Here is a 14,855-nt window from a genome sequence, read left to right on the forward strand (position 1 = left end):
TAATCCCATAATTTTCTGACTACTAGATCATTTTATTTACTTCTACCATTCTTAAAGATATTCCTGTATGCAAAAGCTCATGTCTTAGTTGAATGAATACTCATTCATTAGATGGGCCAAAAAATACATCTCGCATATTGGCTAAAGCTCCCGCCTTGAGATGTCAGATCCGGCTGCCACTTACTGAGTCACCGTTCAGTTTTATTGTAATCGAAAATTCTGTCATTTGCAATCGTCACTTGTCGGTGCGGCATTTAAAAAAATCAGGGCATCCATCGCGAATGCCCTGATTGCTTTGCCTATTTTTCGCTGTAGATTACCGCGGTAATTTTGCGTCCAAATGCATTGACGTCTGCCTGCTCCAGCTTGTATTCGATTTGAAAATCTCCTTTTACCGGATCGGGATAAAAACCGATCAGCCAGAGAATTTTCGGATCGTTGATGTCTACTTTGCTCGTGATCGTTACCGGGCCGTTGTACTTGGGAACTTGCGGGAGCGCGGCCATGCTTTTCAATGCGTCAGGACTAAATACGACGGACAAACGGGCCTGATCTTTTTTCTCCCAGGCCAAATTGGCTGAACGCAAATACAACTGAGCGATTTTTTGCTGCTGATTGATCGCGGCACGAAATTGGGCCAGCGTGTCTATGCGATAATAATCAAGCAAACGCTTCATGACTACAGCGTATTCTGCCCGCGTCATGACCTTGTCAGGCGAGAATGTCTTTTCCGTCAAAAACAGCTGAAACTCTCGAATAGCCAATGGGTAAGGCGAGTATGTATCGCGGTAATACCGATCCTGCTTCCACTCATAGAAGCTGTCGAAGTACGTAGCCGCGTCCTGTGGTTTTAGATTGGCTGTTCTGAATTTTTGCGGTGCAAGCACATGGAAGAGCAACAGGCTGGCCTCTTCTCTAGACAGCGACTGCTGCAAAGCTGCACTGGACAGCCACCATTTCGGATTTTCTTTCTGTTGCTTTTTGATCAACTGACCGCTTTCAGCGAGATACAAGTAATAGAGCATCCTGTCGCCAGGATCGTACGTCGACAGGGCATTTGTCTCGACTTGCCAAACCGTTTTCATATTGACCAGCAGCTGTTCTACTTCCCCCCGGAGCAGAAAGTTGTAGTCAAGATTTTCCTTCCGCTGCGGAAGATCGAGCGAACCGTATACTTTCTCAACAACGCGATTGAGCAGCGCCAAAGCTTCGCCGCGTGAAATCGGCTTGTTGGGATAAAACAAGTGTTTGCCGTTCGACTTGATAATCCCCAGGCTCGCCAGTTCATTAATTTGTTGCTCTGCCCAGTGTCCATCGATGTCGTCAAAACCAGCGGCGGCATTCGCTCCGCTCGTCCACACAGCCTGAACAAGCAGCCATGCCATCAAAAAACAGAGAGCAAAACGCTTCATCATGTTTGCAGTTACTCCTTTCTCCTTTGCCAGAGTCTTTATTCCCTTTTCCCTTGCGAGCGTCGCCCCGGAACCGACTATAGTCCCGAATGCAAAACGATCTCCCTTACATGTATCGGGCGGTATCACGCACTTCTTTATACCCTCTTTTCGCAAAATGTGCTCGGTAAAACGTCATAAGCAAAAAAAGCCGCGCTCCATCAAGGGGAGAACGGCTTTTGCAAGCATCCTAGCGTATCCTCACTCTTCGATCTTTTCCAGCCATCCTGGTCCTTTGGCAACAAGCAGTCTGTAAATCAAAAAATCGAGGAGTACAAAAAGCACAAAAAGTCCCAAAGCCGTGACCCAAAGCGAAGCCCCGATCAGGAAGTTAGCCACAACGACCAACCCTCCCGCCACCAAGCCGATCATAAACAGCAGCAACGTATTCATGTTTTGCTTTACTGCTTCCTGTTCTGAACCCCATCCAAGCTTGGGATGAAGCAGATCAATCGCGATGCCTGCCAGGTTGATGAACAGCACGGACGGAATCACGCACAAGGCAGCGAACAAGAGGAACTCGCCAGGCAGCGCCAGCAGCCAGGCAGCTTCGGCCAGCAGCACAAGAACACTGATGCCACTGAGGAGCAATCCCGGCAGCACCTTCGCCAATATCAGCTGCCCAGGCCCGATCGGCAATGTTTTATTGTAAAAAAACCCTTGCCCATCTCTAGAGATGGCTGTTACCGATGTACTATTCATGCTGCCCAGTATCAAAAACGCCCCGAACACGATCGCCAGGCCGATCCCGCCCGCCTGCTCGCCTTGCATGAGGCTTTGCAAATGCGCAATCAGCTTTTCGCTATCCTCTCGTGCCAAAAGCGGCAGCAAAACAAGGAGCGGAACGAGGATGCTGGATAACGTACAATTCAGCAAAAACGCGGGCGTTCGCCAAAGTATTTTCCATTCTTTTAAAAAGTAAGACGCAAGCCTGGAGCGCTCACGGATCAGCTTTTGAAAAGCGGCCGCACCGACCATTTTTCGCTTGGCCACCGCTTCGCTGATTCCCATTACCCCGGCAAAGTAAAAACGGTTTCCAATCACCAGAAACACGCCGAAGCTCGCCAGTGCCACCAGCAGGAAACTGGCGAGAAAGCCCCAGGAGAGCAACGTTCCGCTGTTTTGCAGGGCGAGGGCTGCCAGCTTGCTTGCCGGAAAGAACTGCGTAATCATGTTCAGCAGTCCGTTTTCCTGGCTGACGATCATCTGTTGCAACTGTTCAATGCTGTCCGCCTTGCTGCTGACCTGACGCTGCACAAACATCTGGAAGCCGAGCGCGACACCAATCGCCAGCAAACCGCTGATCAAGCGGAAGCGTTCCTTGCTTTTGCCTACGTTTGTGAAGCGCATGAACAGCATGACGACGAGAGCCGCCATCACGAGCGGCAAGATCGGCACCAGCAAAAAAATGAACAGGGCAAACAAATAGTAAAAAAAGCCCCCTCCGCTCTTCACTCCGTATGTTATCAGAAGCGGCCCCAGCAAGACCAGTGCCGTAAGATACTCATAGACCAGTGCAACCAGGAATTTTGCACTGAGAATGTGCCCAGGCGACAGAGGCAAAGGCAATAGCTGCTCCACATCCTGCGAGTAGTAAAAAACGCTCAGAACGTACAAAATTCCGAACATAAAAATCGCCAGGGAAGCCACTGTCACCCCGAGTCCGAGCAATGCGGCCTGCTGCCCGATCAGTTCCAGCCCGTCATATAGCGCGGAAAGAAAGACGACAGCCCCGAGAATCATCGGGATCATTCCCATGGCAATCGCAATCATAATCAGGACCGTCTTCCAGGCGCTGGCTTTTTGCTTCGTCCCTCCTGCGTTTTTGAGCAGCACTTTTGTCAAACCCACTACTTTATTCATGCTTGGTCAACTCCAGGAACAAGCTTTCCAGCGACACGTCCGACTGAAAATGCTGCTGCATCTCTTTAAAGGTGCCACAAAACAAAATTTTCCCCTTGTTGATGATCGCAACCCGATCACACAACTTTTCGGCCACCTCAAGCACGTGGGTGGAGAAAAAGACGGTCCGTCCACTGTCTGCATGCTCCCGCATCATTTCTTTCAACGTAAACGACGATTTCGGATCAAGTCCTGTGAGCGGTTCATCGAGAATCCACACTTCCGGATTGTGCACGAGCACGCCCATGATCATGATCTTTTGCCGCATGCCGTGCGAATAGCTCTGAATGGAATCGCCCAGTGCGCTCGTCATGTCGAATCTTCTGGCCAGCTCCATGATTCTCTGCCCCCGCACTTCTTTTGGCACCTGGTACATATCGGCCATGAAGTTGACGTACTCCAGCCCCTTGAGCCGCAAAAACTGATCGGGACTATCGGGCACATAGCCAAATTGCTGTTTGGCTTCAAGCGGGGTCGTGCCAATATTTTTTCCGTTAATCGTGATCTCGCCTTGGTCGGGGCGAATCACTCCTGTCACCATCTTGATCGTCGTTGTTTTTCCGGCGCCGTTTGGGCCAAGAAACCCGAATATCTCGCCTTTTGGCACGGTCAGCGTCAACTGGTCGACTGCTTTTGTCGCACCGTTGTAGCTTTTTGTCACATTCACCAGTTCAATCATGTTTGTCCCTCCTAGCCCGCGCTCTTTCCCAGCCTGTTTCCAGCAGCTTCCACCTTATGTATACGAACGGTCTTGCCCAAAAGTTGCGAATACGCAAAAGAGCCGTCGGTTTCTCCCACGGCCCCTGATGTATTCTGCCCGGCACGAGCCAGCAGATACCTTACGTTTTTTCGTTTTAGTTTTGCGGCACAAAGCTGCCGTCGCGCAGCATGGTCAACTCGCCCATGATAAAAGCCAAATCCTCGGATTCTCCCATCGCTCCGCTCTCATCCAACGCTTCCAGACGGCGCAGCAGCATATTGGCGAAGTCAGGAATTTGAATAGGATGTGCTTCCATGTCAGCATCGTCGAGCACGTCATAGCTGGTCAGCGCTTCCAGATGGGTAACGATCCGGAATCCGCCGATTTCCCCCAAAAACTCTTGCTGGTTGATTTTCGATTTTTCCAGTTTTTGCAGCATAGACAGTACATCATTTGCTACTACGCTCGGAAAAGCTACCTGGTAAAAATTACGGTTTTTGGCATCGACCGTTTTGATGATCAAAATATCAATACCGTCCGGTTTTTTTGCCTTTTTTCCAAATCCAAACATTTATTTTCCACCTCAATTGTTCGATCTGCACAACTCTCTTCATGATAGACATAATCCGTGTGTCAGACAACCCCTATCCTGTTTCCTTTTTCCGCGCAAACCTCATCCTTTGGCAACTGGCAGCTTTTCTCTTGGTTATTGATCTCTTTTCCCACACACGCTAACAGGAAACTACCGTTTTTTCAAAAGAGGTGCGCCATGAAAAACAACTGGAAAAACTGGGTGATTTTTCTTTCTCTTTCCTTGCCTCTGTTCTCTGTCGGCTGCACGATGCCCGCCAAAGAGGAGAGCAAAAGCAAGACGAAAGCCCAAAACAAGCCTGTGAAGCTGTCCGCTATTCAGAAGCTCGGCGACAACAAAATGGACGTTGTGCTGTTTTTGAACCGCGCAGAGCATGTACTGGAAGAAGTGTATTTCGCGGCGCTCGACAACGCGAAAGGCAAAACCGTCTACGAAGATGGGCTGGTCTTCCGGGAGCTGCCGAAGCAATTTGAGAGCAAAGACAAAATCGTCGGCTACTTCGGTCGTTATTGGAGCATGCCGCTTGCTCTGTCCATGTACGACAAGCTGACTACCAAGCTGATCAAGGACAAAGTATTTGTCGCCATTCCGCGCGTGGACTATCCGGTTCTCATCTCCGTGCGCAATACGACAGTAGCCAAAAGCAACGGCGAGTTGGATGTCACGGTGCAGGACGCAACCGATTCGTCTTTTGCCTCCGACCGCACGCTGCGCTACCGTCTCGTCCGCGATCAGAAGACGAAGCGCTTCGAGATCAAGGCCAGGTCGGGAGCATATGGCAGCGAACAATTTCAATAACCCTCTTGACATTTCTTGTGGGCCTACAGAATAATAGTGAATTAATAAGCGCATAGTGATCGGCAATGACGGGGAACAGTAAAACCGCCCTTCAGGTCCAGAGAGCGAAATCCAGCGGCTGAGAGGTTTCGCCCATGAATCGGTTCGAACCCACCCCAGAGCATCCAGGGAAGACCTGGACAGGTTTCTTTCACCTGTTATCAAAGAAAGAGAGCCGGATGTTTGCGACTGGACTTCCCTGTCCGCAAACGTCAAATAAGGTGGTACCGCGTAAGGCTAAACATGCCCTTTCGTCCTTAATCAAAGAGACGATTGGGCTTTTTTTATTGTCCTAGCTAGGAGGTTAAAGCATGAAGAAGGGAAAATTGCGTCTCGTTGTCAAAGTGGGCAGCAGCTCGATTGCCGCTGTGGGCGGTGGAGTTGATCCCGCAAAAATGTCGCTGCTCGTCGCAGCCATCAGCAAGCTCCGCGCGGCCGGGCATCAGGTTGTACTCGTTTCTTCGGGAGCAGTCGCAAGCGGTTATCAAAGTCTCGGCTATCAGCAGCGCCCCCGCTCGTTGGCAGCAAAGCAGGCTGCCGCAGCCATCGGCCAAAGTCTGTTGATGCAAACGTACACGCAAATGTTCGCTGCCCACCACTTCAGCGTGGCGCAAATTTTGCTGACGCGGGGAGACTTCTCGCACCGGGAGCGCTATCAGCACGCTTTTCAAACGCTGTCGCTTTTGCTCGACAAAAACATTTTGCCGATCATCAACGAAAACGACACCGTATCGGTCGCAGAGCTGACCTTTGGCGACAACGACATGCTCGGCGCACTGGTCGCAGGCTTGGTACACGCCGATTTGTACATGATTCTCACCGATACGAACGGACTGTATGACAAAGACCCTCGCCACCATCCTGACGCCCAGCGGATCAGCTCGCTTGCAGAAGTCACGGACGAAATCGAGGCACTGGCAAAAGGGGCGTCACAGCTAGGTACTGGCGGGATGCGCTCCAAACTGATTGCAGCGCGAACGGCGCAAGGTCTGGGGATTCCAAGCTTTATCGGAAAATTGGCGCAACCAGCAGATCTCGTGCAAGCGCTGGCAGGCAACGGCGATGGCACTTATGTCGGCTATCACCCGGAAGCTCCTTCCTCCTCCGGCGTTTCTACCCGCAAACAATGGATTGCGCTGCACTCCCCTGTTCGCGGCACGATCACGGTCGACAGCGGAGCGGCAGAAGCGATTTTAGAGAAAAGCCGCAGCCTGCTTCTCGCGGGGGTGCGCGAAGTCTCAGGGAAGTTCGCGGAAGGCGAAGTCATTGAAGTGTATTGCGACGGTTCCCTGATCGGACGGGGCGTCAGCAGATATGGCGCTGACCAGTTGCTCGCTTCTCTTTCTCCTTCCAACTTGACGCGGCGCAGCGGCACAGTCATACATCGCGATGAATGGACACCGACACGGTAAGCGTTTTTTAGCGCCTTTTTATAGACAAAGAGACAAAGAACAAGGAGTTGGGGAGAAAATGAAAAGCTTGAAGGAAAACGTGCTGGCACAACTCTCACTGGCAAAGCAGGCTTCGCGGCAGATGGCTCTGCTTGGCCGAGCGGAAAAAGACAAAGCTCTCACGGAAATCGGGAAAAGGCTGCTGGCAGATACAGAGATCATTTTGGCAGCCAACGAACAAGATATCGCCAAGGCGGAAGCTGACGGGCAACCCGCTTCCTATCTCGATCGCTTGCGTCTGACGCCTGCGCGGATGACAGATTTGGCAGACAGCCTGACTTCGCTGGCGGCTCTTGACGATCCCGTCGGGCAGCAAATCGACTCATGGACCCGGCCCAACGGTCTTGTCATCGAGCAAGTTCGCGTTCCGCTTGGCGTCATCGGCATGGTGTACGAAGCCCGGCCGAATGTCACGGTAGATGCGGCAGCGATCGCGCTCAAAACCGGGAATGCCATCGTCCTGCGTGGCAGCCACAGCGCGGTTCACAGCAATCTGGCGCTCGTCCGCTCGATTCGCGAAGCGCTGGCGGTCGCTGGCCTTCCGCAAGAAGCTGTCCAATATTTGCCTTTTGCCGAACATGAATCTGTCGACGTTTTATGCACCGCCAACGGACTCGTGGACGTCATCATTCCTCGCGGCGGCGCCGGGCTGATTCAGCGGGTGCTAAAGCTGGCAAGCGTGCCTGTGTTGGAGACAGGGGTGGGCAATTGTCACATCTACGTGGATCAAGCCGCCCGCTACGACATGGCGGAAGCAATCGCGGTCAACGCCAAAACAAGCCGGCCTGCCGTTTGCAACGCTGCGGAAACGCTGTTGATCCATGCAAGCTGGGCGCACGATTCCCAGCGCTCCCTTTTGCAGAAGCTGCTGGCAGCCGGGGTCGAGTTGCGCGTCTGCGAAAAGACGCGAGCAGTTCACCACGATCTCGCCGACTTGTTGGTCAGCGCTGAGCCGACTGACTGGGATACGGAATACTCCGATCTCGTCCTGGCTGTCCGCACGGTGGACAGTCTGGCAGAAGCGATTGAGCACATCGCCACACATAGCACAGGTCATTCCGAAGCAATCGTGACGGAGGACTTGGAGGCAGCCCGGCACTTTTTGGCTTCCGTCGATGCTACTGCCGTCTATCACAATGCGTCTACCCGCTTCACCGATGGCGGCGAATTTGGCTTCGGGGCCGAGATTGGCATCAGTACGCAAAAATTGCACGCTCGCGGGCCGATGGGACTGCCTGCTCTCACCTCTTACAAATACGTCGTGCGCGGCACGGGACAAATCCGCTAGTCCAAAAGGAGGATAACAGCTATGAGCAACCAAGCAACCGCCATCACAAACGGACGAATCGGCTTTCTCGGAGCCGGCTCCATCGTCGAAGCGATGCTCTCGGGAATTTTGAAAAAAGGCTTGATTCAGGCTGAGCGAATGACGGTGACAAACCGGAACAACCTCGAACGGCTGGAGGAGCTGGCTACTGCCTACGGCGTAAGCACCTCGACGGACAAATTCGATGTAGCCCGCACATCTGATATTTTGATTTTGGCAATCAAGCCAAAAGATGCGGGGGAAGCGCTGATGGAGCTTCGCGGAAAAGTGTCTCCCCAGCAGTTGATCATTTCCGTAGTCGCTGGCGTTTCCACCAGCCTGATCGGGGAATGGCTGGGCGTTGACTGCCCGATCATTCGCACGATGCCCAACACTTCTTCTGCTGTCGGGCTGTCCGCAACCGGGATGAGCGCCAACGCTTTTGTTCAGCCAGAGCAGCTTACTCTCGCTACGCGCCTGTTCGAAGCGATTGGCACCGTGTACGAAGTCGCGGAAGAAGAGCTGGATATTATCACGGGTCTGTCCGGCAGCGGTCCCGCCTACATTTACTACCTGGTCGAAGCCATGATGGGCGCTGGTGCGACAGCGGGACTGGATCGGGAAATGGCCCGCCAACTGACGCTTCAAACCGTAATCGGAGCCGCTACGATGCTGCTGGAAACAAGAGCGGAGCCAGCCTTGCTGCGCAAGCAAGTGACCAGTCCGGGAGGAACGACGCAGGCTGGGCTTGCCGTGTTGGAATCGTATCAATTTCAGGAGGCCGTCACCGCCGCGATTTTGCGGGCGACAGAACGGTCCAGAGAAATGGGTGCCGAGTACCGCTAAGCTTTTGTCCCTCTTCTGCTTCTTGTATAATAGAAAAAAACAGTCGAAGGAGGGATTCCATGGAAATCTACGCCCTGTACGGAACCAGTGGCACAGGAAAAAGCTCCAGCGCACTAGAACTCGCCCATCGCATGAACATCGACGCCATTATTGACGATGGCATCCTGATCTACCAGGGGCGCAAGGTGGCCGGAACCTCCGCCAAATACGAAAAGACGAAAATCCAGGCTGTCAAACGGGCGATTTTTCATTACGAGGAGCACGCCGAGGAAGTGCGGCGCAGTCTCGAACAGCATCAACCGGGACGGCTGCTGATTCTCGGGACGTCCCAGCGCATGATCACCCGGATTGTAGAGGCGCTGCATTTGCCCGCTTCCATCGAATACATTCCCATCGAATCGATCAAACCGCCGCAGGAAATCGAGGCTGCCCGCTATGTACGGGAAACGATGGGCAGACACGTCATTCCGATTCCGCGCGTCGAAGTGGAAAAAGACTTTTTGCAACGGCTGATCTCCTCCGCCACCCAAATATTCAGTTCGAAAAAAGAGGTCATCGGAGAATCGACCGTCGTGCATCCGCCTTTTTCCGGCGGACGGATCGTCATTCACCCGCAAGTTTTGCGCAAAATCGCTCAGGCTACATGCAGCCGCTACGAGGAAGTCAGCCAGGTCGTCAAAGTGCTGTTCTCGTTTGAAGATTTGCCGCGGCTTCAAATTACATTGGCGCTCAAGCTGCCTTATTTGACGGATATAACCAAGCTCGTCCGCGACATTCAGGAGGATTTGCACAAGGAAGCAAGCTTTTGCCTGAATATCGCTCCTGCCAGCATCGACATCCAGGTCGCCTCGCTGGAGCTGTCTCATTCGTAATATATGGAACCGATCCTGCGCTGATCGGTTCTTTATTTTTTGCCGGAAACAGGCAGGGTTACTTGCTTCCGAGTTGTCCATCCTATACATGTATCTCAACATGAAAGGAGCAATCAGATGCCATCCATCATGTCTTCCCTGCCTTTTACGCAAGCGCCGATTCCCGAGCCGCCCAAAGTCATCTCGACAAAAGACTTGAGCTATATAAAGGACGCGCTCTCCTGGGAGCTGCTTGCCTTTAAGAAGCTGCATTTCTTTGCCCAGCAAGCGACTGACCCGGATGTAAAACAATGTCTGGAGAAAACCGGACGCATGCACCAACAGCATTACCAGAAGCTGCTCTCCCATCTCCAGAACAACAACACAGCGATCATGGCTACCTTGCCACAGACGCAATCCCAACAACAGCAGCAACAAATGCAGTAAGGGAGGGAAAATGACGATGCCAAACCAAAATCAGATCGCCAATCCGCAATCCGGTCAACTGCCACAAGTCAAAGGTCCGCAAATGAACGACCGCGACTTTATCAACGACTGCCTGGCAACATGCAAATACGTGACCGACGGCTTGAACGTCGCTGTTCGTGAAGCGAGCCACCAACAGCTGCACGCCGATATGATGCAGATGCTGGATGAGACGCACCAATCAGCGCGGGAAGCGTACAATTTGATGTTCCAAAAAGGCTGGTACAAGCTCGAAGCGGCAGAACAGCAAAAGCTGGAGCAAGCGTACCAGCAGTTCTCCGGGTATTCCACCCAGTTCCCTTATCATTAAGCCTGCTCACGCAGCATCCGTCTTGGACAGCCACGGCCCGTTCTGTTTTGCGGGTCGTGGCTGTTTTGCGCTGACAATCTGGCGCAATTCATTTTCATTGATCGCTTTTCACTCGCTTGCCCTCAATAGCTTGGCGACAGTGTGTAACGCCCGCTCCATTTCTGCCTCATCTGCATACGCATAAGACAAGCGCAAATGCTGGCTGTCCGTCTGGTCGTACACATAGCCAGGATTGAGCAAAATGCCTTCCGCCAAAGCTTGGGTAAACAGCTTGCGCATCGACACAGCCTGGCGCAAGCGGAGCCAGACGTAAAATCCTCCTTGGGGAACATGCCAGTCGGCCAAATCGCCAAACCAGCGGGCAAGCAACTCGCACATGCGATCTCTTCGCACACGCAAGGACTGGCGAATGTGCCTCAGATGACGCTCGTAGCGTCCTGACGTCAGCCACTCGGTTGCGGCCCATTGCGAGAGGGCGCTGGAGCCGTAATCAATTTGCATTTTCACATCAGCCAGCCGTTCGATGACCGGCTGCGGCCCGACAATCCAGCCGATCCGCAAGCCAGGACTAAGCGTTTTGGACAAGCTGCCCATGTAAAGCACCAGCCCGCTTTGATCACTCGCTTTCAGCGGAGCAGGTCCCGGCGCGTCCAGCCACAGCTCCCCGTACACATCGTCTTCCAAAATCGGCAATTGCGCTTTTTCGCATGTCGCCATGATCTGGCGTCTGCGCTGTTCGCTCATCAAAATGCTGGTCGGATTGTGAAAGGCGGGAATCGTATACAACAGCGCCCCGTTGTGAAGCTGCTTTTGCCGTGTGAGGGCTTGTGGCGATATTCCTTGTTCATCCATCGGAACACCTGCCAGTCTCATTCCCGAAGACTGAAACAGCGGCAGCGAAAACAAGTAGGATGGCTGCTCAAGCAAAATCGTCGAGCCTTTGTGCAAAATGCCGAGAGAAATCAGCTGCAACGCTTGCAACGCTCCCGATACAACCAAAATCGATGCTGGCGAGGCTGCGATTCCTCGCGTGAGCAGATGCGCGCTGATGGCTTCGCGCAACGGAAGCAGCCCTTTTGGTTCCGGGTAGCCAAGCTGCGTCATTTTTCCCCGCAAATCACCGAGAACATCCTCCATCTCCGCTGTCGGAATCAACCGTGGCGACAGCTCTCCCGTTCCCATCCGGATGTAGCGCGGATCTGGCTCGTAGCGATTAATGTCTTGAATCGTCGGCAAATTGGGCAAATGCGTGCCCGACTGCACGTACCCGAGCCAATCAGGAGGCGGCGTAGTGGTCAAGAGCGACCACGAGTTATTGCAGACGACCGAACCGCTGCCGACCGTCGCTTCAATCAGTCCTTCCGCTTTCAGCTCCTCCAAGGCGGTCACAACCGTGCTGCGGTTCACTCCGAAAGCTGCGGCCAAAGCGCGCTGCGCAGGCAGCTTGCTGTTGATCGGCCATTCGCCCCCGGCAATCTTCCCTTTTATATAGGCGACAATCTGGGCATACACAGGCATGTCTCCCGCTTTGTCCGGTTTCCAGTCAATCGTCAGCATCCGCTTTCTCCTCCTCTTACGTCTATTTTACAAATTGGTTGGGATGCGAGCAAACCAATTGGCTGGAGACATTCCGCCCTTCCTCCGCCATAATGTCGGTAACGCAATCACTCATGTGCTTATGGGAAAAAGGAGGAAGAAATCGTGGCCGAAGCCATTTTGCACGGTTTTGTGCTCGCCTTTGGGCTGATTTTGCCGCTTGGAGCGCAAAACGTGTTTGTATTCAATCAAGGAGCTTCGCAGCCTACGTTGTGGCGAGCCGCACCTGTCATTGTTACGGCTGCCGTATGCGATGCCATCCTGATTTTGCTCGCTGTTCTCGGCGTATCCTTGATCGTGTTGACTGTGACCTGGCTGAAAACGGTCTTGTACATAATCGGCGTCTGCTTTTTGCTGTACATGGGCTACTTGACCTGGCGCAGCCGTCCCGATCCGGAAAACAGAGAGAAGGAAAGCTTTTCCGCGAAAAAGCAAATGATGTTTGCCGCTTCGGTGTCGCTGCTCAATCCGCATGCGATCCTCGATACGATCGGCGTAATCGGGACCAGCTCGCTCAGCTATGCAGGCACGGAAAAGTGGGGCTTTACGCTCGCCTGCATTCTCGTATCCTGCCTCTGGTTTTTCGGCTTGGCGCTGGCAGGCAGAATCACGGGCAAGCTGGATCGCTCCGGCAGCTTGCTGCGCACATTGAACATCGTTTCGGCGCTGATCATGTGGGGTGTCGCCGTTTACATGGCAAGCCAGCTCCTTTCGCTCTAGATTTGCGAAAAGTGAATAACGAAACCCGCCTCCACTCACACTATGTCTAGTCGACTTACGATGTGGAGGTCTTTTTATGCTTTTTACCAAATCGGATGCCCTTTTGGACGACTTGTACGAAATCGCCAAAAACGTGCATGATTCCGCTGTGTATTTCAACCAATATAAAATCAATTCGCTGGACACCTTAAAAAGCTTTGCCGAGGAAATGAAAGTGTTCGAGTCAAAGGGCGACAAGCTGATCCACGAAATCATTGTGCGCATCAACAAGACGTTCATCACGGCAATCGAGCGTGAAGACGTGATGAACCTGGCGATCAAGCTGGACGATGTGCTGGACGGTCTGGAAGGGTGTGCGGCTCGCCTTTACATGTACGACATCATGGAGCCGGATGAAACGATGGTGCGGTTCGGCCAACTGATCGAGGATTCTACCCAGCAAATTTTGCTCGCCATCGAGCTGTTGCAAAAGCAAAAGCTGCCAGGCATGAAGGAGTACATTATTCGGATCAACGATTTGGAAAGTACCGGGGATGAGCTTGAGCGGGAAAGTATTCGCCGGCTGTTCAAAGCGTCGAGCGATCCGATTCACATTATGCAGTTCAAGGAGATTTACGAGGTACTGGAGGACGTCATGGATCATTGCGAGGATGTCGCTGACGCGATGGAGACTGTAATCATGGGCAATACATAAACCAAGGAGGCTACTCTCATGCATACAAGCCTGCCTCTTGTTGTGGCTGTTATTGTGCTGGCTGTTTCTTTTGACTTTATCAACGGCTTCCACGATACGGCCAACGCGATCGCCACCACCGTCTCGACAAAAGCATTGCCGCCGAAAACGGCTATTGCGCTGGCTGCCGTGATGAATTTTGTCGGCGCTCTCGCCTTTACCGGAGTCGCGAAAACGATCGGAGGAAAAATCGCCGATCCCGCCAAGCTGGAATTTGGCGTATTGATCGTGCTGGCTGCGCTGTTGGCCGCGATCTTCTGGAACTTGGTTACGTGGTGGTACGGCATTCCCAGCAGTTCTTCCCACGCGTTGATCGGCTCAGTCGTGGGAGCGGTTCTCACTTCAGCCGGCGTGCAGCAAATTAACTGGAACGGCTTCATCGAAATTTTCGAGGCGTTGATTTTGTCGCCGATCATCGCGCTCGTCGCCGCTTTTGTGTTGATGAAGCTCGTTTACGCCGTGTTTCGCAGCATCCACATCCCGCCCGCCAAAGTGAACCGGGGCTTTCGTTACTTTCAAATCGTCACCGCCGCCCTGCAATCTTTTACACACGGAACGAACGATGCACAAAAAGCGATGGGCATTATCGTCTTTGCTCTGGTAGCTGCTGGCTTGCATACTGATACGGCGACCATTCCGTTTTGGGTCCAGCTGATTTGCGCGATATCGATGGGGCTTGGCACCTCTGTTGGCGGCTGGAAAATTATCAAGACCGTCGGCGGAAAAATTACGAAAATCGAGCCGATCAACGGCGCAACCGCCGATTTAAGCTCCTCCACGATCATTTTTACCTTTACACAACTGGGGCTTCCGGTCAGCTCCACCCATGTGATTTCGTCGGGAATTATGGGCGTCGGGGCGGCAAAACGGCTGAAAGGGGTCAACTGGGGCGTCGCCAAGCGAATCATCATTACGTGGTTTATCACCCTCCCCATCTCCGCGTTGCTTGCTGCTTTCTTTTACTACGTGTTAAGCCTGTTTTTTTAATGGGGGGCTGTATTCAAAGCCGCCTTCGCGAATGTGATCGCCAGTACGCCATCTGAATCAGCTTGATGTACAATGGGGAAAAGACAT

At 52.8% G+C, this 14,855-nt stretch carries 15 protein-coding genes; 10 read left to right on the forward strand and 5 right to left on the reverse strand.

The genetic code is table 11. From position 1 onward, the window contains the following. Positions 1-299: 299 nt before the first annotated feature. The 4 genes from M2298_RS12605 to M2298_RS12620 all read right to left on the reverse strand — a co-directional run bounded on the left by M2298_RS12605 (position 300) and on the right by M2298_RS12620 (position 4,624). On the reverse strand, positions 300-1,415 hold the full coding sequence (locus tag M2298_RS12605; RefSeq protein ID WP_280648583.1) for an S-layer homology domain-containing protein: 1,116 nt from the start codon (positions 1,413-1,415) through the stop codon (positions 300-302). Between the two features lie 237 nt (positions 1,416-1,652). Beyond that, positions 1,653-3,314, reverse strand: coding sequence for a putative ABC transporter permease subunit (locus M2298_RS12610; protein WP_122964410.1), 1,662 nt, complete (start codon positions 3,312-3,314; stop codon positions 1,653-1,655). Continuing rightward, positions 3,307-4,032 (reverse strand): ABC transporter ATP-binding protein, encoded by a 726-nt coding sequence (locus M2298_RS12615; protein WP_122964409.1) that lies wholly within the window; start codon positions 4,030-4,032, stop codon positions 3,307-3,309. Before M2298_RS12615 ends, M2298_RS12610 begins: the two co-directional genes overlap by 8 nt. 175 nt (positions 4,033-4,207) lie before the next feature. Continuing rightward, complete coding sequence (locus tag M2298_RS12620; RefSeq protein WP_122964408.1) at positions 4,208-4,624, reverse strand: hypothetical protein; 417 nt, start codon at positions 4,622-4,624, stop codon at positions 4,208-4,210. Between the two features lie 198 nt (positions 4,625-4,822). Between M2298_RS12620 and M2298_RS12625 the strand changes: the two genes are divergently transcribed. The 7 genes from M2298_RS12625 (at position 4,823) to M2298_RS12655 (ending at position 10,732) form a co-directional block, all read left to right on the forward strand. Then, positions 4,823-5,443, forward strand: a complete 621-nt coding sequence (locus tag M2298_RS12625) for a hypothetical protein (protein WP_122964407.1) — start codon at positions 4,823-4,825, stop codon at positions 5,441-5,443. 350 nt (positions 5,444-5,793) lie between these two features. After that, complete coding sequence (gene proB / locus M2298_RS12630) at positions 5,794-6,894, forward strand: glutamate 5-kinase (RefSeq protein ID WP_173596702.1); 1,101 nt, start codon at positions 5,794-5,796, stop codon at positions 6,892-6,894. 58 nt (positions 6,895-6,952) lie between these two features. Beyond that, complete coding sequence (locus M2298_RS12635) at positions 6,953-8,221, forward strand: glutamate-5-semialdehyde dehydrogenase (RefSeq protein ID WP_280648584.1); 1,269 nt, start codon at positions 6,953-6,955, stop codon at positions 8,219-8,221. A gap of 21 nt (positions 8,222-8,242) precedes the next feature. Beyond that, positions 8,243-9,085 (forward strand): pyrroline-5-carboxylate reductase, encoded by an 843-nt coding sequence (gene proC / locus M2298_RS12640; RefSeq protein WP_280648585.1) that lies wholly within the window; start codon positions 8,243-8,245, stop codon positions 9,083-9,085. Positions 9,086-9,144: 59 nt separating this feature from the next. Further along, positions 9,145-9,957 carry a hypothetical protein gene (locus tag M2298_RS12645; RefSeq protein WP_122964403.1) on the forward strand — a complete coding sequence of 271 codons (813 nt, stop codon included), beginning with the start codon at positions 9,145-9,147 and terminating at the stop codon, positions 9,955-9,957. 117 nt (positions 9,958-10,074) lie between these two features. Continuing rightward, entirely contained in the window at positions 10,075-10,383 is a 309-nt protein-coding gene (locus tag M2298_RS12650) for a ferritin-like domain-containing protein (protein ID WP_122964402.1), read from the forward strand. A 16-nt stretch (positions 10,384-10,399) separates the two neighbouring features. Then, on the forward strand, positions 10,400-10,732 hold the full coding sequence (locus M2298_RS12655) for a spore coat protein (protein ID WP_122964733.1): 333 nt from the start codon (positions 10,400-10,402) through the stop codon (positions 10,730-10,732). Between the two features lie 108 nt (positions 10,733-10,840). Here M2298_RS12655 and M2298_RS12660 read toward each other — a convergent pair whose 3' ends face one another. Then, a complete protein-coding gene (locus tag M2298_RS12660) occupies positions 10,841-12,289 on the reverse strand; it encodes an aminotransferase-like domain-containing protein (protein ID WP_280648586.1) in 1,449 nt (482 codons plus the stop codon). 144 nt (positions 12,290-12,433) lie between these two features. On the opposite strand from M2298_RS12660, the gene M2298_RS12665 reads away from it, so the two are divergent. From M2298_RS12665 to M2298_RS12675, 3 genes are all read left to right on the forward strand, one after another. Continuing rightward, on the forward strand, positions 12,434-13,048 hold the full coding sequence (locus M2298_RS12665) for a LysE/ArgO family amino acid transporter (protein ID WP_122964400.1): 615 nt from the start codon (positions 12,434-12,436) through the stop codon (positions 13,046-13,048). A gap of 76 nt (positions 13,049-13,124) precedes the next feature. Further along, on the forward strand, positions 13,125-13,742 hold the full coding sequence (locus M2298_RS12670) for a DUF47 domain-containing protein (protein WP_173596698.1): 618 nt from the start codon (positions 13,125-13,127) through the stop codon (positions 13,740-13,742). An 18-nt stretch (positions 13,743-13,760) separates the two neighbouring features. Next, complete coding sequence (locus M2298_RS12675) at positions 13,761-14,768, forward strand: inorganic phosphate transporter (protein WP_173596697.1); 1,008 nt, start codon at positions 13,761-13,763, stop codon at positions 14,766-14,768. Positions 14,769-14,855: the final 87 nt, after the last annotated feature.

Origin of the sequence: Brevibacillus sp. 1238 (assembly GCF_029892995.1) — a bacterium.
Classification (GTDB): domain Bacteria; phylum Bacillota; class Bacilli; order Brevibacillales; family Brevibacillaceae; genus Brevibacillus; species Brevibacillus parabrevis.